The sequence below is a fragment of the Xanthomonas sp. NCPPB 1638 genome (genome assembly GCF_041475635.2).
Taxonomy (GTDB): Bacteria; Pseudomonadota; Gammaproteobacteria; order Xanthomonadales; family Xanthomonadaceae; genus Xanthomonas; species Xanthomonas cucurbitae.
The window spans coordinates 1,822,076-1,840,233 of record NZ_CM192984.1 but is presented as its reverse complement, the minus strand read 5'-3'; the positions used below and the strand labels follow the sequence as shown (position 1 = coordinate 1,840,233).

Genomic DNA, 18,158 nt, shown 5'->3' with positions numbered 1-18,158 from the left:
GTTCTCAATTCTAGCATCGACGCACTGCATCATGGCCGAGACGGGCCGTACCGCTATCATGGTTCGCATCTCATTCATGGACGTCTATCGCAATGCAGGACACTGGCTTGATCGTCGAGGACCACGGACCGGTTCGCACCCTGCGCCTGCACCGCCCCATGGTGCACAACGCCTTCGACGCGACCTTGATCGCCGCCCTCACCGAGGCCTTGCAACAGGCCGGCCGTGCAGCGCAGATCCGCGTGGTGGTGCTGACCGGTGCCGGCGATGCATTTTCCGCAGGTGCAGACCTGAACTGGATGCGTGGCATGGCCACTGCCAGCGAGGCGGACAATGCCGCCGATGCATCGGCGCTTGCGCGGCTGATGCGCACCTTGGACGAACTGCCCAAGCCCACCATCGCCCGCGTCAATGGCGCCGCCTTCGGTGGCGGCGTGGGGCTGGTGGCCTGCTGCGATATCGCCATCGGCTGCACCGAGGCGCGCTTCGGCCTGACCGAGAGCAAGCTGGGGCTGCTGCCGGCGGTGATCTCGCCGTATGTCGTCGCCGCCATCGGCGCGCGCCAGGCGCGGCGCTGGTTCGCCACCGCCGAAATCTTCGATGCCGGCACCGCACAACTGCTGGGCCTGCTGCATCAGTTGGTGGCGTCCGATCAACTGGACACGGCAGTGGAACGCCAGATCCGCCTGCTGCTGGCGGCCGCACCGCTGGCCGCCAGCACTGCCAAGGCCTTGGTGCGCTCGGTCATGCCGCCCGCTGATCGCGACGCCATCGATGCGGCCAACGCGGCCTGGATCGCCCGCCTGCGGGTATCGCCCGAGGGCCAGGAGGGTCTGGGCGCGTTTCTCGGCAAGCGCACCCCGGCCTGGGTACCGGAGAACGTGGCATGACGCTGCTTGCCTGCTGCGATATCGGCGGCGGCACGGCGGCGCCCGTCGGCATCGGCATCGAGTGCCGCGCTGCGCTAGCCGCCGCGCCCAGGACAGCGGCGGCATGAGCGACTTCGTCCGCATCGTCGAGGTGGGTCCACGCGATGGACTGCAGAACGAGACCCAGCCGATCGCCACCGCCGACAAGATCGCCTTGATCGATCAGTTGTCGGCCACCGGCCTGCGCAGCATCGAAGCCACCAGTTTCGTCAGCCCACGCTGGGTACCGCAACTGGCCGACGCCGCCGAGGTGTTCGCCGGTATCACGCAAGCGCCGGGCATTGCCTATCCGGTGCTGGTGCCGAACCTGCAGGGCTATGTGCGTGCACAGGCGGCTGGGGCGCGCGAGGTGGCGGTGTTCACTGCAGCGTCGGAGGCATTCAACCGCACCAATACCAATGCCGGCATCGACGAATCGATCGAGCGCTTTCGCCCGATCCTGGAGCAGGCCGCCATCGACGGCGTGCGCGTACGCGGCTATGTCTCCACCGTGCTCGGCTGCCCGTACCAGGGGGAGGTGCCGTTGGCCGACGTGGTAGATGTCGCGCAACGGCTGCATGCGCTGGGCTGCTATGAAATCTCGCTGGGCGACACCATCGGGGTCGGCACGCCGCGCAAGGCGCAGCAGATGCTGGCCGCCGTGGCGCAGCAGGTGCCGATGCAGGCCCTGGCGGTGCATTTCCACGATACCTACGGCCAGGCGCTGGCCAATATCGCCGCCTGTCTCGACCAAGGCGTGCGCGTGGTCGATGCGGCGGTTTCCGGCGCCGGCGGTTGCCCGTACGCCAAGGGGGCCAGCGGCAATGTCGCCAGCGAAGACGTGGTGTACCTGCTGCATGGCCTGGGCATGTCCACCGGCATCGACCTGCCCGCCCTGGCCCGCACCGGCCGCTGGCTGGCGCAACTGCTGGGCCGCGAGAGCGGCAGCAAGACCGGCAAGGCGCTGGCGACGGCCGCCTGAGGGGTCGCCAGCGTTACCACCACGATCGCGCGAAGGCTTCGGATAGAATTGCCGGCCACGCACCCACCCGTTCGCGCGCCGATCTGCATTGGCCTGCAACGCTTCTTTCCGGGAATCCTTCCATGCAGCCAACCTCTGTCCTTGCCGCGATCACTGGCGGCGTCTCCGGCCTGGGCCTGGCCGTGGCACAACGCATCGTGGCCGACGGCGGCCAGGTGGCGCTGTTCGATGTCAATGCCGACAAGGCCGACGCCGCGCTGGCGTTGCTGGGCGCAGGCAACGCGCATTACTTCGCCACCGACGTCACCGACGAGGCACAGGTGTCGGCCAACATCGCCCAGGCCGCGCAGGCGCTGGGCGGGCTCAACCTGGTAGTCAATTGTGCCGGCATCCTGGGCGCTGGCCGCGTCCTGGGCAAGGACGCGCCGATGCCGCTGGCGACCTTCCGCAACACCGTGCTGGTCAACCTGGTTGGCAGCTTCAATGTCGCCAAGGCTGCGGCCGATGTCATGCAACACAATGCGGCCGGCGACGACGGCGAGCGCGGGCTCATCATACACACCGCCTCGGTCGCCGCCTTCGAGGGGCAGATCGGCCAGGCCGCATATGCCGCCAGCAAGGGCGGCGTGGTCAGCATGACCCTGCCGATGGCACGCGAGCTGGCGCGTTTCGGCATCCGCGTGATGACCATCGCCCCTGGCGTGTTCTGGACCCCGATGGTGGACGGCATGCCCGAAGCGCTGCAGCAATCGCTGTCGGCCGCGATCCCGTTCCCGTCGCGCCTGGGCCAGCCCGAGGAATACGCCGACACCGTCGCCTTCCTCCTGCGCAATCGCTATCTCAACGGCGAAGTGATCCGCCTGGACGGCGGCGTGCGATTGGCGCCCAAGTAGCCGGGAATCGGGAATCGGGAATCGGGAATGGGGAATCGCAACGACGCCCTACTCTCAGCACCCCGGCCCCGGCTTTTTCGATTCCCCATTCCCCATTCCCCATTCCCCATTCCCCATTCCCCATTCCCTACTCCCGATTCCCATGAAAGCCAACGACATCAAGAAAGGCAACGTCGTCGAATACAACGGCGGCATTTACCAGATCCGCGACATCGAGCGCAGCTCGCCGCAGGGGCGCGGCGGCAACGTGCGCTTCCGCTTCATCATGTACAGCGTGCCCGGCGGCGCCAAGCTGGATGCCAGCTTCGATGCCGACGACAACCTGCCGGACGTCGAGCTGCTGCGCCGTCAGTCCACGTTCTCCTACAAGGACGGCGAAGCATTCGTGTTCATGGACGACGAAGACTTCACCCCCTATACGCTGGACGCGGACGTGATCGGCAACGATGCCGGCTACATCACCGATGGCCTCACCGGCATCTACGTGCAGGTGATCGACGACCAGCCGGTGGCCGTGCAACTGCCGCAGACGGTCACCCTGGAAGTGGTGGAAACCCCGCCCGAGCTCAAAGGCGGCACCGCTACCAAGCGCCCGAAGCCGGCCAAGCTCAACACCGGCATGGAAATCATGGTGCCCGAGTACATCGGCAACGGCGAACGCGTGTTGGTCAATACCACAACCGGTGAATTCGCCGGTCGCGCCGACTGAGGTGGCATCTGCCGGCAGCCCTGTCACCGGGGCTGCTGGCTGACTGCACCGCCAATCCGGTGCCGACGCGCCGGACTTGGTGGACGCCGTACCACCGTGACGCCGCGTGCCTGGCGCACGCCAAGCACCTACGACGCGGCGGCCGAAGGTGCCTGCACCGGTCGCGCCAGTTCGCGCAGCCGCGCCTGCAGCCGCTGCACATTGGCCTCGCCTTGCATCAGCCGCTCGCGCAGCGGCGGCGGCAACTGCTGCCGCCCCTGCTGCTGCAATTGCTTCCAGCCATCGGCCAGCCCGGCGCTGGACTGCGCCACCTGCGTGACCAGGTGATCGCGTTCGCTCGGCTGCGGCAACCCGTACCCCTCCCCGTCCAGCAAGGCCGCCGGATGGCTGAGCTGCGCCTGGCGGGCGAACAGCTGTTGCAGCTGCGCCTGCACGGCGTCCAGCCCGGCCGCGCCCGGACGCAGCAGGTGCTTGATGGCATCGCGCGCCAGCAATTCCTGGCGCCGTAACGCCGCCTGTTCCAGCAACAAGGCCGCCGCGGTTTCGCGCAGGCCGCCGCGATCGAACCACTGCGCGCGCGCCTGTGGCTCCGTCTCCAGCCATTGCGCCACGCTGGTCTGCGGCACCGGCAGGCCACGCCGGAGCACATCGAACATGGCCTGGTAATGCGTGGCCGCCGATTCGAAGTAATAGCCCTGGCGCGTGGCCTGCGCGCGGTCGTCCAGCACGCCCATGTCGGCGATACCCGCGCGTTGCAGGCGCTGGCGCACGCCGCGCGGGGTGATCGAGGACAGGCCGGCGGCAGCCAGGCGCGGTACGCCGTCGTGCAGCAGTTTGTAGGTTTCCACCGCGCAGTTGTTGCTGACGAAGTAGTAGCGCCCGTCGTAGCTCCAGTGCACCTGCGCGGCGCGCGCGAGCAGCGCGGCGATCTCGCCGGGCGTCAGCGCCAGCGGCACCGAGGACAAGGCGCGTAATTCCACCTGGGTGTACTCGTCCACCACCTGATTCAGCGGCAACACGAACAGTCGCGACGGATACGAGCCGGTGAGCCCGCGCCAGCTGGAAATCTGCACATCGCCGACGAAGGCGCGGAACGACAGCACGCGGTGGTACTGCAGATCCAGCCGGCATGCCGGCCCGGGCGCACGCCCGGGCGCGCAGATCACCAGCCGCAGCATGCTATGGCCCCAGCGGCTCATCGGCTGGTCGTTGCCTTCGGCAAGCAGGTAGTCCACGGCATACACGCGCGCCGGGTCCAGCATCAGCAACGACATCGCACCGGCATCGTTGTCGGCCTGCAGATACGGCAGCGCCGGCATACACGAGGCAGTGTCCTGCGGCGGACCCAGCTGCTGCGCAAACCACGCCGCCAGTGCAGGACGCCGGCAGGCGTATTCCGGATCCAGTACGAAATGCTCAAGATTGACCGCGACGAACTCGGCCGGGCTATGCCGCTCGTAGTTGTCGGGGCTGCGGTCGCTGAACTGGTTGGCGCCGCGCCCGATACGCCAGGGCCGCACCTGCCAACCGGCCAGGTCGCGCAACCGGGGATCGCGTGACAAGGCACTGCCGTTGCCACGATCCAGTACATGCGCCAGTTCGTGCACCAGCGCCGCCATTGCCGCACGCGTTGCCGGCATTGCCACATCGGCGCGCGCGCTTGCCGGCTGCGCGCTCCAGGCCTGCAACAAGGCGCGATCGAGCAGGACACGCTGGCCGATCGCGCGGCCGTGCACGCGCGCCGGCAGATCGTCGCGCCACTGCAGTTGGATCGGCATCGCCACACGCTGCGCCCAACGCGCGGGCAGATGCTTTATCACCTGCCCCACCAACTGCGCACTGGCATCGCGCTCGGCCGCGCTCAACGGCGCCGCTGCCAAGCGGATCTGTAGCGCCGGCGTTGCCGGCGATTGGGCGTAGGCCGCCGGTGCGATGACTGCGGCCAGCCACAGCCATCGACACCGACCGCGGCGGTTCACTGCGCCAGGATGGACTGGGCCAGTTCCATGTCGCTGGCCAGGCGTGCGCTGTCGTGCCGCGCGCGCAGTTGCAGCAGGGCCGCTTCCAGCCGTGCGCCGCGAATGGCACCGTTGCTGGCGACGAAGCCGGCGGCATCTTCGCGGGCATCGGCCACCACCTTGTCATCGCCCGAACTGCTGCTGTTGGACGAGCCGGCCGAGGACGCACCGGCCGACGTGCCGGCCAGGCTGGAGGCAAACGCTGCCAGCGGCAGCAGAGTCAACGCACAAAACACCAGAGAGCGCATCATCGACATGTCGTTTCCGTGTGAAGGTGTGGAAAGACTAACCGGCCTGTGCGGGTCCTGGCGTGTCCTGCATGTCGAACAGCTTGCCTGGATTCAGCAACAACTGCGGGTCCAGCACCTGCTTGACGCCGCGCATCAACGCGATTTCCGCGGCCGAGCGCGTGCTGGATAAATAGGGCTTCTTGACCAGGCCAATGCCATGTTCGGCGGAGATGCTGCCAGCGCAGCGCTGCAGCGACTGCGCCAGCAGCTTGGTCACCTGATCGCAGGCCGCCACGAACTCGGCCTGGCTGGTGGCATCGGGCTTGAGCACATTGATGTGCAGGTTGCCGTCGCCGATATGACCGAACCACACCACTTCGAAGTGCGGATACGCCTCGCCGAGCAAGGCCTGGGTTTCGGCCAGGAACGCCGGCATTGCCGAGATCCGCACCGAGACATCGTTCTTGTACGGCGTATAGCGCGCCACCGCCTCGGTGATGCCCTCGCGCAACCGCCACAGCTGCGCGGCCTGCGCATCGCTCTGGCTGATGACGCCATCGCTGACCCAGCCCTGCTCCATGCAGGTCTCGAACGCGGCCATCGCGGCCGCTTCCTGCGCCTCATCGCCGGCGGCGAATTCGGTGACCACGTAATACGGATGCACCTGCGCGAACGGTGCCTGCGCGCCATGCGCCAGCACATGCTCGAGCGCACGGTCGGTAAAGAATTCGAAGGCCTCCAGGCGCAACTGCGCGCGGAAGGCGGCAAACACCTGCATCAGCACCTCGAACGACGGCAATGCCAGCAGCATCACATTGCTGGGCGGCGGCGGATCGGTGAGCCGTAGCGTGGCCTCGACCACGATGCCCAGCGTGCCCTCGGAACCGACCATCAGGTGCCGGAAGTCGTAGCCGCTGGAATTTTTCACCAGTGCGTTATTGAGCTGCAGCAACTCGCCGGCGCCAGTGACCACCTTCAGCCCGGCGACCCACTCGCGCGTGTTGCCGTAGCGGATCACGCGAATGCCGCCCGCATTGGTGGCGATATTGCCGCCGATGGAGCAGGAGCCGCGCGCGGCGAAATCCACCGGGTAGAGCAACCCCTGTTCGCGTGCGGCGTTGTGCACCGCCTCCAGCGGCATGCCGGCCTGCACGGTGAGCGTGCGATCCACTGCGTTGAAGTCCAGTGGTTTGTTCAGGCGCTCCAGGCTCAGCACCAGCTCGCCGTTGGCCGCCACTGCACCACCGGACAGCCCGGTGCGGCCGCCCGAGGGCACCACCGCCACGCCCTGCGCATTGGCCCAGCGCACCACGGCCTGTACTTCTTCCACCGACCCGGGCAGCGCAATGGCCAGCGGGTTGGGCGTCCAGCGTCGCGTCCAGTCGCGGCCGTAGTGTTCCAGCTCGGCCGGCTCGGTCTTCAAACGCAACGCCGGCACGGCCTGTTGCAACGAAAGGATGCGGGGATCGGTCATGGCACGCGGCGCAGCGGTAGGAACCGCACAGCGTGCCAGCGTGCGCCAGCGGCGTCCAGTTACATCGCCAGCCGCCAACACTGTGTTTGATTCAGCTGAAACCGTTGCAGCACAAGGGCTGCGCCGCTGCGAACCATGCGTTGCGAACGCCCCATCGCGCACCCCATCTGGCATAGTGGCCGGCCCGATTGTTGCAGTGCACTCCCCCATGTCGCCGAAGAAGACCTCGTTTCCCAAGCAGGACATCCGCGTGCTGTTGCTGGAGGGTGTCAGCCCGACCGCCGTGGAGGTGTTCCGCGCCGCCGGTTATTCGCAGATCGAATTGCACGCCAAGTCGCTGCCGGAAGACGAATTGATCGCCCGCATCGCCGACGCACACATCGTCGGCATCCGCTCGCGCACGCAGCTGAGCGCCGAGGTACTGGCGCACGCCAAGCGGCTGATCGCGGTGGGCTGCTTCTGCATCGGCACCAACCAGGTGGACCTGGAAGCGGCCGAGCTGGCGGGCATTCCGGTGTTCAACGCGCCTTACTCCAATACCCGCAGCGTGGCCGAACTGGTGATTGCCGAAGCCATCCTGTTGCTACGCGGCATCCCGCAGAAGAATGCGCAATGCCACCGCGGCGGTTGGTCCAAGTCGGCCGCCGGCAGCCACGAAACCCGCGGCAAGGTACTGGGCATCGTCGGCTACGGGCATATCGGCACCCAGGTCGGCGTGCTGGCCGAATCGCTGGGCATGCAGGTGATCTTCCACGATATCGAAACCAAGCTGTCGCTGGGCAACGCGCGCGCGGCCATCGACCTGGACGACCTGCTGGCGCGCGCGGACGTAGTGACCCTGCACGTCCCCGAAACGCCGTCCACCAAGGACATGATCGGCGCGGCGGAAATCGCCCGCATGAAGCCCGGCGCGCACCTGATTAATGCTTCGCGCGGCACCGTCATCGACATCGCGGCGCTGGATGCGGCACTGACCTCCGGCCAGATCGGCGGCGCGGCGGTGGACGTGTTCCCGATCGAACCCAAGGGCAATGGCGATGCGTTCGAATCGCCGCTGACCGCGCACGACAATGTGATCCTGACGCCGCACGTAGGCGGCAGCACGCTGGAAGCGCAGGACAACATCGGCATTGAAGTCGCCGCCAAGCTGGTGCGCTACAGCGACAACGGCAGCACCTTGTCAGCGGTGAACTTCCCGGAGGTGACCCTGCCCGAGCACCCCGACAGCCTGCGTCTGCTGCACATCCACCGCAACGTGCCGGGCGTGCTGTCGCAGATCAACGAACTGTTCTCGCGCCACAACGTCAACATCGACGGCCAGTTCCTGCGCACCGACCCCAAGGTGGGTTACGTGGTGATCGACGTCAGTGCCAGCGAGGCGCAGGCCATCGCGCTGAAGGAAGGCTTGGCGTTGATCGAAGGGACCTTGCGGACGCGGGTGTTGTATTGATCGATTGGTGCACGAGCGGCCCTCATCCGGCGCTTTGCGCCACCTTCTCCCGCAAGCGGGAGAAGGGAGTGCAGGCTACCCATCTCCCACTTGCTTCCTTCTCCCGCTGTTTCCTTCTCCCGCTGTTTCCTTCTCCCGCTGTTTCCTTCTCCCGCTGTTTCCTTCTCCCGCTGTTTCCTTCTCCCGCTTGCGGGAGAAGGTGCCCGCAGGGCGGATGAGGGCGCACCCATCACACGCCTCGAGCCACCCACTTTTCCGCCATGCGCCGCATTGACGGATCCAGCTCTCCTTCGGCAAGCAGCTCGGCAATCGGGCGCCAGGCCAGGGCCAGTGATTCTGCGCTGACTTCGAACGCTTCGTCCGCGCCTGCCACCACCACGTAGCGCGCATCGTAATGCCAGTGGCCGGCCACCTCGCCGCGTGCCGGGATCCAGTGGCGGTCCAGATCGAATAGAACCGCATCCGCCAGCCGCAGGCCACTCAAACCAGATTCTTCCTCCGCCTCGCGGAGCGCGACCTGGGCCAGGTCGCGGTCGCCATCGGCATGCCCGCCCAGCTGCAGCCAGCGTTGCAGCTTGCGGTGATGCGTGAGCAGGGTGCGCTCGCCGTCGGCGCTGACCACCCACGCCGAGCCGGTGAAGTGACCTTCGGCACGCGCGCGCACGAAGGGATCTGCCGCATCGTCCAGCAGCTGTGCGAACTGTTCGGCCACCGCAGCTTCCTCCGGCCAGCGCGTCCGGTAGGCAGCCAGTTGCTGCCGCAGGGTTGCATCCACCATCTATCGTGCTCGATCGCCCATGGGCCGGACCGCCATTATCGCCATTCATGCTGCGTACGCGCTTGTCGTGAGCCTGCGGCTTTGGCAAGGTAGGCCGCTTGCCTGTCCGTCGGGACGCGGCGCACACCTTTTCCGGGCGCCATCGCCCGACGCTTTGCCACTTGGGGATGTACCGAATGCTGAAGTCTCTGTTGAGGGTCAAACCGATCGAACCCGCTGGACACGTCGATGCGGGCGAACCGGTCGAAGGCGGCCTGCAGGGCGAGGTCACGCTGCAACGGACCCTCACCGCCAAGCACCTCATCATGCTAGGCATCGGCGCGGTGATCGGCGCCGGCATCTTCGTGCTGACCGGCCAGGCCGCAGCCAACCATGCCGGCCCCGCCGTGATGCTGTCGTTCGTCTTCGCCGGCATCGCCTGCGCCTTCGCCGGCCTGTGCTACGCCGAATTCGCCGCGATGATGCCCGTCTCCGGCAGCGCGTACTCGTATTCATACGCCACCCTTGGCGAAGGCATCGCCTGGTTCATCGGCTGGTGCCTGGTGCTGGAATATCTGTTTGCCGGCTCCAGCGTTGCGGTCGGCTGGTCGGCCTACCTCATCAGCTTCCTGACCGGCACGCTCGGGCTGCCGTTCCCGGCAGAACTGGCAGGCGCGCCACTGGCGTGGGACGGGCACAGCTTCGTCAGCTCGGGCAACCTCATCAACCTGCCGGCGGTGCTGATCGTCGCGGCGGTGAGCATGCTGTGCTACGTCGGCGTCACCCAATCGGCGTTCGCCAACGCCATCGTGGTGGCGATCAAGGTGGTGGTGATCTGCCTGTTCGTCGGCTTCGGCATTTCCTATATCGACCCGGCCAACTGGCACCCCTTCATCCCGCAAAACACCGGCCCGGGCCAGTTCGGCTGGGACGGGGTGTTCCGCGCGGCATCCATCGTGTTCTTCTCCTACATCGGTTTCGACGCGGTTTCGACCTCGGCCGGCGAGACCAAGGACCCGCAGAAGAACATGCCGATCGGCATCCTGGTGTCGCTGGCCATCTGCACGGTGATCTACATCATCGTCTGTGCGGTGCTGACCGGGCTGCTGCCCTACACCCAGCTGGGCACCGCCAAGCCGGTAGCGACCGCGCTGGAAGCGCATCCCCAGCTGACCTGGCTCAAGACGGCGGTGGAGATCGGTGCGATCGCCGGCCTGTCCTCGGTGGTGCTGGTGATGCTGATGGCGCAGCCGCGCATCTTCTACACCATGGCCAAGGACGGATTGATGCCCAAGCTGTTCGGCAAGGTGCACCCCAAGTTCCACACCCCCTACGTCGGCACACTCTTCGTCGGCGTGGTTGCCGCGCTGCTGGCCGGCATGATCCCGTTGAACGTGCTGGGCGAACTGGTCTCGATGGGCACCCTGCTCGCCTTTGCCACCGTCTGCGCCGGCGTCATGGTGCTGCGCTTCACCAAGCCCGATTTGCCGCGCCCGTTCCGGGTACCGCTGGCGATGGTGATCTGCCCGCTGGGCGCATTGGCCTGCCTGTTCCTGTTCTTCCAGGCCTTCCAGGAACACTGGAAGGTGTTCGTGGGCTGGACGGTGATCGGCCTGTTCATTTATTTCGGCTACGGCATCCACCACAGCCGTCTGGCCAAACGGGCCTGACTGTCTCTCAAGACCGGCGCCCAGCGCCGGTCTTCTCGTTCAACGATCGCGCGCAGCGCCAAGCCGGAACCCCTCCATGTTCAAACAACTCTGGGCCACCAAACACCCGCACGCCAGCCATGAGGCGGCCGACGGGCTGGGCCTGCAACGCGCGCTCGGCCCCTGGGGGCTGACCGCACTCGGCATCGGCGCGGTGATCGGCGGCGGCATCTTCGTCATCACCGGCCAGGCAGCGGCCGACCATGCCGGCCCGGCGATCGTGCTGTCGTTCGTGCTGGCCGCCGTCTGCTGCGCGTTCTGCGCCATGGCCTACGCTGAATTCGCAGCGATGGTGCCGGTGTCCGGCAGCGCCTATACCTATACCTACGCCACCTTCGGCGAACTGGCGGCCTGGTTCATCGGTTGGATGCTGGTGCTGGAGTACGGCGTCTCGGCTTCGGCGGTAGCGGTCAGCTGGACCGGCTATTTCCTGAGCCTGCTGGAACACTTCGATATCCACCTGCCGGCCGCACTGGTCAGCGCCCCGCTGGACGGCAAGCTACAACCCACCGGCGCCATCGCCAACCTGCCGGCCGCCGGTATCGTGCTGTTGCTGACCTGGTTGTGCTACGTGGGCATCCGCAAGTCGTCGGCGATGAACATGGCCATGGTGATCCTCAAGACGGGGCTCATCCTCCTGGTCATCGTGGCCGGCTGGAAATATGTGGATCCTTCCAACTGGCACCCCTTCATTCCGGCCAACGAAGGCCCGGGCAAGTACGGCATGGAAGGCGTCTTGCGCGGCGCGGCGATGGTGTTCTTCGCCTATATCGGCTTCGAGGCCGTCTCGGTGGCGGCGCAGGAATCGCACCGGCCGCAGCGCGACCTGCCGATCGGCATGATGTTGTCGCTGGTGATCTGCACCGTGCTGTACATCGCCATGGCCGCGGTGATGACGGGCCTGATTCCCTACACCCTGCTGGGCACCGACGAGCCAGTGGTCACGGCGGTGGCCGCGCATCCACAGCTGGCCTGGTTGCGCGTGGTGGTGGAAGTGGGCGCGTTGATCGGGCTGTCGTCGGTGGTGCTGGTGATGATTATCGGGCAACCGCGCATCTTCATGATTATCGCGCGCGACGGTCTACTGCCACCGATCTTCACCCGCATCCACCCCAAGTACCGCACGCCGCATATCAACACCGTCATTACCGGCGTGGGCATCGCGCTGCTGGCCGCCGTCTTCCCACTGGATGTGCTGGGCGAGCTGACCTCGATGGGTACGCTGATCGCCTTCGCCGCCGTCTGCGCCGGCGTGATGATCCTGCGCCACACCCACCCGGAACTGCCGCGTCCGTTCCGCATTCCGTTCGCCTGGCCGATCTGCATCGCAGGAGTGCTGAGCTGCCTTGCCTTGCTGTCGGCAATGACCCTGCACAACTGGATGCTGATGGGGGTGTGGACGCTGGTCGGGCTGGTGGTCTACTTCGGCTACGGCTATCGCCACAGCCGCCTGCGCGACGGTCGCTGAGCCAACACGCGAGCCATCAGTGGCTGACGCAAAGACTACGCAGCGGCGTATGGCAGTGCAGATGATCCGGGTGCTCGTTGCAGAGCGGCCGATCTGCCGCTTGGCTTGAGAGCGCTGATCTGTCGCTTGATTGCAGGGTCCTTGCCCTGCTGTGCTGACACGTGCGTCCGCCTAACGCCAGCCGATCAACGAACCTGCTTTTCAGCAAGCAACCGACCAACAGTCTGGCTCGGTGTCCTCGCCGATTGCGGGACCGTTGGCGGCATGGATGCCGCCATCGAGCCCCCAGGGACGGGTTCACGGCGTGTCCCGCGAGCGGTGAGGGCACCGAGCCCCCGACCGACTCAGCGTTTGATTTGGGCTTCCAACTGCATCCGCCCAGAGGTGGCTGACCAAACCACTGCCCTCACTGCCAGACGCGCAAGCCCTTCATCCCGTCGGACGCTCCAAGTCCGGGCGTGGCTGCAACACACCCTGCTGCGCTGCACCTGACCGTAATCCGGCAGGGCAGTAGAATAGGTCCATGAATGCGACCACTGCCCCCCTGCCCTATAGCGCCGCGCGTCTGCACGAGTTGGCGCAGTTGCTGATCGGCAACATCCGCGAGCTGGCCCAGGCTGGCTGGACGCCAGCCACCAGCAGCAATTTCTCCCATCGCCTGGACGAGCAGCACGCCGCGATCACGGTTTCCGGCCGCGACAAGGGCCGGCTGGTCGAAGAAGACATCATGGTGGTGGATTTCGATGGCCAGCCCGTCGGCCGCCCGTTGCGCCCGTCTGCGGAAACTCTGTTGCATACCCAGTTGTATCGCCGGTTTCCGGAGATCGGCTGCGTGCTGCATACCCACTCGCCGGTGCAGACGATTGCTTCCCGCCTGTATGCCGACGCCGGTGTGATTCGTCTGGAAGGCTACGAATTGCTCAAGGCCTTCGATGGCAATATCACCCACGACACTGCAGTGGACGTGCCGGTGTTCGCCAACACCCAGGACATGCAGGTGCTCGCGGCGCAGGTGGAGGCCTTGCTGGACAAACAGAGCCTGTGGGGGTATCTCATCGAAGGACACGGCCTGTATGCCTGGGGCCGCAACATGGCCGAGGCACGCCGTCATCTGGAGGCGTTCGAATTCCTGCTGCATTGCGAACTCGAACTGCTGAAACTGCGCGGCCCGCGCTAAGTTCAAGTTCTGCCCGTCCCCCTTCGTGAGCCAGACCGCCATGAGCCGACTGCGTATCTTCGCCGACACCAACCCCGCCACGCCGGACTTCGACAGCCGCGACGGCGACGCCATCGCCACCGAGCTGAAGAAGATCGGCGTGACCTTCGAGCGCTGGCACGCCAGCCAGCCGGTCGAACCCGGCGCCACGCCCGAGCAGGTCATGGATGCCTATCGCGCCGACATCGCCCGCATCAGCGCCGAGCGCGGCTTCAAGACCGTGGATGTGGTGAGCATCGCGCCGGACAATCCCAAGCGCGAGGAAATGCGCGCCAAATTCCTCGACGAGCATTTCCACAAGGAAGACGAGGTACGGTTTTTCGTCGCCGGCTCGGGCCTGTTCACCCTGCATGTACAGGACAAGGTCTACGAGATCGAGTGCGTCAAGGACGACCTGATTGCCGTGCCTGACGGAACCCTGCACTGGTTCGACATGGGACCGGAGCCACACTTCGTGGCGATCCGCTTCTTCACCGAGCCGGACGGCTGGGTCGGCCACTTCACCGGCACCCAAATCGCCACACAATTCCCCCGCTACGCCCCCGAGAAACCGCACAAGGCCAGCTGACGATGACACGACCGCAAGCGATCCTCACCGATATCGAAGGTACGACCAGTAGCATCTCGTTCGTCAAGGACGTGCTGTTTCCGTATGCACGCCGTGCCATGCCCGCCTATGTGCGCGAACACGGCAATCATCCGCAGGTGCGCCACTGGCTCAACCAGGTGGCCGACGAGATCGGCGAGGACGTACCGGACGAAGTCCTGATTACCACGCTGCAGACCTGGATCGACGAGGACCGCAAGCACACCGCGCTCAAGGCCCTGCAAGGCCTGATCTGGGGCGACGGCTACAAGACCGCCGACTTCACCGCGCACATCTATGCCGATGCGGCGATCCAGCTGCAGGCCTGGCATGCGCAGGGCATCCCGCTGTCTGTGTATTCCTCCGGCTCGGTGCCGGCACAGAAGCTGTTCTTTGCCCATAGCGATGCCGGCGACCTGAGCGGGCTGGTCAGCGACTGGTTCGATACCGAAGTCGGCCCCAAGCGCGAGAGCGCCAGCTATCGCCGCATCGCCGAACGCATCGGCGTACCCGCCGCGCAGATCCTATTCCTGTCCGACGTGATCGAGGAACTGGATGCGGCCAAGCGCACCGGCATGCGTACCGCCCTGCTGGATCGCCGCGAGGACTACCCCACGCCGCGTTCTGCGGACGATATCGGCAGCCACCAGCGCGTGGAAAGTTTTTCCCAGCTGGTGTTCTGAAACCAGGCGGGTGATTGAGCACATCCGGCTGCCCGCACGGCAGCCGGGCGTCCTTCGGAGCGCATTGTTCAAGCACAGCCTCCATGGGCATTCGTGAGGCATCGGCGTTGTTCCCTTCGCTACCCACCGGTCTACCCGCAGCTGCCGCAATCCGCCGGGCATTGTTGCTGCTGGCCATGGTCGCCCTGCCGGCCGGGTGCCACCCCGATGCCGGCGCCGCCTTGCCGGCGCCGGCAGGGAAACAAGCAGCCGAAGTAGACCTGATCGACCAGGCCGCACTGGCCAAGGCGCTGTCGGCGTTGCAACCGCAGCGCCCCGGCGTGACCGATCTGTACGTGGTCGGGTTTGCTGGCGATGCCAGTGACGATGTGTTCCGCAACGAGACGCTCTACCTCAAGCAGTTGTTCGAGCAACGCTTCGATACGCGCGGCCGTGTGGTCACCCTGGTCAACAACCCCGACAACCTGGGCGAGCAGCCGTACGCGCCGCTGGCCACCTACGACAATCTCCACGACACGCTCGCCGCCATCGGCAAGCGCATGGACCGCAAGGAAGACGCGCTATTGCTGTTCGTCACCACGCATGGCACCGAAGACCACAGCTTGTATGTGCAGGTGGACGAGAACGAAGAAGATTTCATCAGCCCGCAGGATCTACGCACCGCGCTGGACGATGCCGGGATCGGCCACCGCATCATCGTGCTGTCGGCCTGCTATTCCGGCGGCTTCATCCCTGCTTTGCGCTCGCCGGACACGCTGATCCTGACCGCCGCGCGCGCCGACCGCCCCTCGTTCGGCTGCGGCAACACCTCCAACGCCACCTACTTCGGCCAAGCCTGGTTGATCGATGCGATGAACCAGACCGACGATCCACTGGCCGCCTTCACCATGGCCAAGGCCGCGATCACTGCGCGCGAAAAACAGGACGGCGAACTGCCCTCGCTGCCGCAGCAGTCACTCGGCAAGCGCATCGCGCCAGTGATTGCCCGCTGGCGGGCGGGGCTGACGCCGGGGCCGGCGGTTGCGTATCCCTATCCGCCGGTCGCGCGCGCGGCCGATGCCGATCCGCAGGACAGCAGCAACCCGGCCCCCGCTGCCGAAAGCACCAACGACAAGACAGCAGCCCCGGAGACGGCAGCACCCGACGCCCACTCACCGGCCACGCGCACGCCGTGACAGACTGAGACTAATTCTCATTTCGTCAACGCCTGCGCCGCCTCGCTACACTCACCCGGCCAGCCAGCATCAAGCCAGCCAGCACCGATCCCGCCAGCGCGCCGTCGCCTGCCAGCCCGGATCCTCAAAACGCCTCCTTCGTGGAGGCGTTTGTGTTTCAAGCATCACGTCATGATGCCAGCCGCGCTCAGGGTTCAGCGCGCTGCAGGCGGTACACGGTACGCGCCGTGTACTGGCCGGTCGGCAGGCTCGCGCGGACCTCGACGGTGTGCTCGCCCACCGCCAGCTTGGTCGGCAATGCACCGCGCCACAGATGGGTGGACGGCGTGGCCTCGGGAGAACGGTCGTAGCCGCGCAACGCGTCGGCGGCATCGTCGCGCATGTTCTCGGCCAACACGCCTGGGTCTGCGCGCTCCAGCCGCTGCATCGGTTGCCATCCGCCGTCATCGATGCGCATCTCCACCGCAGTGTCGTCCTGGCCCATGAACACATTGGCGTAGATGCCCCAGGCCGGGTATGCGCCCTGTCGCAACACCTTTGGCGCATGCAAGGACAGTTGCGCATCATCGGCTGCCCGCGCTGCGTGATAATCCAGCGTGTAGTCGCCAGCCGGTGCCACCTTCAGTACGGCGTAGCCATTGGGCGTGCCGTCGCTCATCGTCGTGTCGGGAATGCCGTCGGCATCCTTCATGCCCGACCAGAACGCACCGCAGGCAGCGCCCACGTTGTACTCGTGCAGCGCACGCGCGCCCATCCAGCCCTCGGCGGCGCCATGCTGCACGTGTTGCTGGGTATGGCTGTGCCCACTCAACACCAGCACATGCGGAAAATCCTTGAGCAGCGCGAACAAGCGCCGGCGATCGGCATGGCGGAAGGTTTCCTGCCCCGGTGCCGCATCGAAGAGCGGAATGTGCATGCCCAACACCACCAAGCGCTCGCGCGGCAGTTGCGCCAGATAAGCCTGCAGGAAGACGAACTGGTCTTCGCGCAGGCCACCGACGTACGCCGGCCTGGCGCCCGGCGTGTAGACCACATCGTCCAGGAACACGAAACTGGCGTTGGCTTCTTCCACCGCGTAGGTGTCCGGGCCGTAGACCGCGCGCCAGGTGTCCAGCGAGTGCAGATCGTCGCCAGCATCCAGGTTGAGATCGTGGTTGCCCGGCACATGGAACCAGGGCACGCCGAGCTGGGTGGTCACCGCGTTCAAGGCCGGGTACAGGCTCAGATCGTCATTGACGATATCGCCCAACGTGGTACCCAACCGTGCCGACACCTTGCCGACGATGGGCGCCACGATATCGCGACGGTAGTAGTCGACATCGGTGAGCGTGGCGGTCTGGCTATCGGCGAAAATCAACATCTGGAAGCCTTCGGCGCCACTGTCCTGCCGCGGGGAGAGCGCGAAATCCCAGTGGTGCGTGTTTTTACCTGTCGCGGGAATGCCGGCGTACTTGTGCTTGGCCGTGCCGGCGGGCGCGTAGTGACGCCAGAACCCGGGCAAGCCATCGGCAGCTGGCACGAAGCGGCGATCGCCCGGCTTGACGACGAAGACCGTCTGGCCCTCGCGTACCGGCAAGCGATAGCGGCCTTGCGCATCGGTGCGCACGAGTTGCTGCCCGTTGGAGACGATCACACCGGCAAGACCAGGCTCGTCATGGCTGCGCCCCGGCCTGCCGTCGCGCTCTTCGAACACCACGCCATCGACGACGGCATCGCGCGCGTGCGCAGTGCCTGCGAGCAGGCCAACGGCCAGAAGGGCGAGACGAAGCGGCATGGATGTTCCAGCGATGACCAGCGGCGATTGTAGCGGGGCTGGACCGGATTACCGTTTCACGTAGGAGCGCGCCTGAGCGCGATGGGGTGTTACCGGTAACGCCCCATCGCGCTCGGGCGCGCTCCT

At 66.2% G+C, this 18,158-nt stretch carries 16 protein-coding genes; 11 read left to right on the top strand and 5 right to left on the bottom strand.

Annotated elements, in window-relative coordinates; all coding sequences use genetic code 11:
* Positions 1–92: 92 nt before the first annotated feature.
* The 4 genes from ACCQ13_RS07970 (at position 93) to yeiP (ending at position 3,492) form a co-directional block, all read left to right on the top strand.
* Entirely contained in the window at positions 93–890 is a 798-nt protein-coding gene (locus tag ACCQ13_RS07970; protein WP_104604141.1) for an enoyl-CoA hydratase-related protein, read from the top strand.
* Positions 891–993: 103 nt separating this feature from the next.
* A complete protein-coding gene (locus ACCQ13_RS07965) occupies positions 994–1,890 on the top strand; it encodes a hydroxymethylglutaryl-CoA lyase (protein WP_104604142.1) in 897 nt (298 codons plus the stop codon).
* A 122-nt stretch (positions 1,891–2,012) separates the two neighbouring features.
* Positions 2,013–2,783 carry an SDR family oxidoreductase gene (locus tag ACCQ13_RS07960; protein WP_104604143.1) on the top strand — a complete coding sequence of 257 codons (771 nt, stop codon included), beginning with the start codon at positions 2,013–2,015 and terminating at the stop codon, positions 2,781–2,783.
* A 142-nt stretch (positions 2,784–2,925) separates the two neighbouring features.
* Positions 2,926–3,492 (top strand): elongation factor P-like protein YeiP, encoded by a 567-nt coding sequence (gene yeiP, locus ACCQ13_RS07955; RefSeq protein ID WP_104604144.1) that lies wholly within the window; start codon positions 2,926–2,928, stop codon positions 3,490–3,492.
* Between the two features lie 128 nt (positions 3,493–3,620).
* Here the strand turns inward: yeiP and ACCQ13_RS07950 are convergent, their stop codons facing one another.
* Genes ACCQ13_RS07950 through ACCQ13_RS07940 form a run of 3 tightly spaced genes read right to left on the bottom strand, consistent with a single transcriptional unit; the run spans position 3,621 to position 7,214 of the window.
* A complete protein-coding gene (locus ACCQ13_RS07950; protein WP_159406955.1) occupies positions 3,621–5,471 on the bottom strand; it encodes a DUF7844 domain-containing protein in 1,851 nt (616 codons plus the stop codon).
* Positions 5,468–5,761 (bottom strand): DUF2388 domain-containing protein, encoded by a 294-nt coding sequence (locus ACCQ13_RS07945; protein ID WP_159406954.1) that lies wholly within the window; start codon positions 5,759–5,761, stop codon positions 5,468–5,470. Before ACCQ13_RS07945 ends, ACCQ13_RS07950 begins: the two co-directional genes overlap by 4 nt.
* A gap of 34 nt (positions 5,762–5,795) precedes the next feature.
* Complete coding sequence (locus tag ACCQ13_RS07940) at positions 5,796–7,214, bottom strand: D-2-hydroxyglutarate dehydrogenase (protein ID WP_159406953.1); 1,419 nt, start codon at positions 7,212–7,214, stop codon at positions 5,796–5,798.
* A gap of 208 nt (positions 7,215–7,422) precedes the next feature.
* Here ACCQ13_RS07940 and serA point away from each other — a divergent pair, with 208 nt between their 5' ends.
* Entirely contained in the window at positions 7,423–8,664 is a 1,242-nt protein-coding gene (gene serA, locus ACCQ13_RS07935) for a phosphoglycerate dehydrogenase (RefSeq protein WP_104604147.1), read from the top strand.
* A 229-nt stretch (positions 8,665–8,893) separates the two neighbouring features.
* On the opposite strand, the gene ACCQ13_RS07930 is transcribed toward serA, so the two are convergent.
* Positions 8,894–9,442: an NUDIX hydrolase gene (locus ACCQ13_RS07930; protein WP_104604148.1), complete on the bottom strand. Its 549-nt coding sequence runs from the start codon at positions 9,440–9,442 to the stop codon at positions 8,894–8,896.
* A 176-nt stretch (positions 9,443–9,618) separates the two neighbouring features.
* On the opposite strand from ACCQ13_RS07930, the gene ACCQ13_RS07925 reads away from it, so the two are divergent.
* From ACCQ13_RS07925 to ACCQ13_RS07900, 6 genes are all read left to right on the top strand, one after another.
* A complete protein-coding gene (locus tag ACCQ13_RS07925; RefSeq protein WP_167526868.1) occupies positions 9,619–11,091 on the top strand; it encodes an amino acid permease in 1,473 nt (490 codons plus the stop codon).
* A gap of 76 nt (positions 11,092–11,167) precedes the next feature.
* Positions 11,168–12,598, top strand: a complete 1,431-nt coding sequence (locus ACCQ13_RS07920; RefSeq protein WP_104604150.1) for an amino acid permease — start codon at positions 11,168–11,170, stop codon at positions 12,596–12,598.
* A 523-nt stretch (positions 12,599–13,121) separates the two neighbouring features.
* Positions 13,122–13,775: a methylthioribulose 1-phosphate dehydratase gene (locus ACCQ13_RS07915; protein ID WP_104604151.1), complete on the top strand. Its 654-nt coding sequence runs from the start codon at positions 13,122–13,124 to the stop codon at positions 13,773–13,775.
* A 40-nt stretch (positions 13,776–13,815) separates the two neighbouring features.
* Positions 13,816–14,382 carry a 1,2-dihydroxy-3-keto-5-methylthiopentene dioxygenase gene (locus ACCQ13_RS07910; protein ID WP_372372382.1) on the top strand — a complete coding sequence of 189 codons (567 nt, stop codon included), beginning with the start codon at positions 13,816–13,818 and terminating at the stop codon, positions 14,380–14,382.
* A 2-nt stretch (positions 14,383–14,384) separates the two neighbouring features.
* Positions 14,385–15,083, top strand: a complete 699-nt coding sequence (gene mtnC / locus ACCQ13_RS07905) for an acireductone synthase (protein WP_104604153.1) — start codon at positions 14,385–14,387, stop codon at positions 15,081–15,083.
* Positions 15,084–15,166: 83 nt separating this feature from the next.
* On the top strand, positions 15,167–16,258 hold the full coding sequence (locus ACCQ13_RS07900; protein WP_104604154.1) for a C13 family peptidase: 1,092 nt from the start codon (positions 15,167–15,169) through the stop codon (positions 16,256–16,258).
* A 187-nt stretch (positions 16,259–16,445) separates the two neighbouring features.
* On the opposite strand, the gene ACCQ13_RS07895 is transcribed toward ACCQ13_RS07900, so the two are convergent.
* Complete coding sequence (locus ACCQ13_RS07895; protein WP_104604155.1) at positions 16,446–18,032, bottom strand: calcineurin-like phosphoesterase C-terminal domain-containing protein; 1,587 nt, start codon at positions 18,030–18,032, stop codon at positions 16,446–16,448.
* Between the last annotated feature and the right edge of the window lie 126 nt (positions 18,033–18,158).

Coding starts and splice junctions, on each gene's coding strand:
- ACCQ13_RS07970 (WP_104604141.1), top strand. CDS start 93: ATGCAGGACACTGGCTTGATCGTCGAGGACCACGGACCGGTTCGCACC.
- ACCQ13_RS07965 (WP_104604142.1), top strand. CDS start 994: ATGAGCGACTTCGTCCGCATCGTCGAGGTGGGTCCACGCGATGGACTG.
- ACCQ13_RS07960 (WP_104604143.1), top strand. CDS start 2,013: ATGCAGCCAACCTCTGTCCTTGCCGCGATCACTGGCGGCGTCTCCGGC.
- yeiP (WP_104604144.1), top strand. CDS start 2,926: ATGAAAGCCAACGACATCAAGAAAGGCAACGTCGTCGAATACAACGGC.
- ACCQ13_RS07945 (WP_159406954.1), bottom strand. CDS start 5,761: ATGATGCGCTCTCTGGTGTTTTGTGCGTTGACTCTGCTGCCGCTGGCA.
- ACCQ13_RS07940 (WP_159406953.1), bottom strand. CDS start 7,214: ATGACCGATCCCCGCATCCTTTCGTTGCAACAGGCCGTGCCGGCGTTG.
- serA (WP_104604147.1), top strand. CDS start 7,423: ATGTCGCCGAAGAAGACCTCGTTTCCCAAGCAGGACATCCGCGTGCTG.
- ACCQ13_RS07930 (WP_104604148.1), bottom strand. CDS start 9,442: ATGGTGGATGCAACCCTGCGGCAGCAACTGGCTGCCTACCGGACGCGC.
- ACCQ13_RS07925 (WP_167526868.1), top strand. CDS start 9,619: ATGCTGAAGTCTCTGTTGAGGGTCAAACCGATCGAACCCGCTGGACAC.
- ACCQ13_RS07920 (WP_104604150.1), top strand. CDS start 11,168: ATGTTCAAACAACTCTGGGCCACCAAACACCCGCACGCCAGCCATGAG.
- ACCQ13_RS07915 (WP_104604151.1), top strand. CDS start 13,122: ATGAATGCGACCACTGCCCCCCTGCCCTATAGCGCCGCGCGTCTGCAC.
- ACCQ13_RS07910 (WP_372372382.1), top strand. CDS start 13,816: ATGAGCCGACTGCGTATCTTCGCCGACACCAACCCCGCCACGCCGGAC.
- mtnC (WP_104604153.1), top strand. CDS start 14,385: ATGACACGACCGCAAGCGATCCTCACCGATATCGAAGGTACGACCAGT.
- ACCQ13_RS07900 (WP_104604154.1), top strand. CDS start 15,167: ATGGGCATTCGTGAGGCATCGGCGTTGTTCCCTTCGCTACCCACCGGT.
- ACCQ13_RS07895 (WP_104604155.1), bottom strand. CDS start 18,032: ATGCCGCTTCGTCTCGCCCTTCTGGCCGTTGGCCTGCTCGCAGGCACT.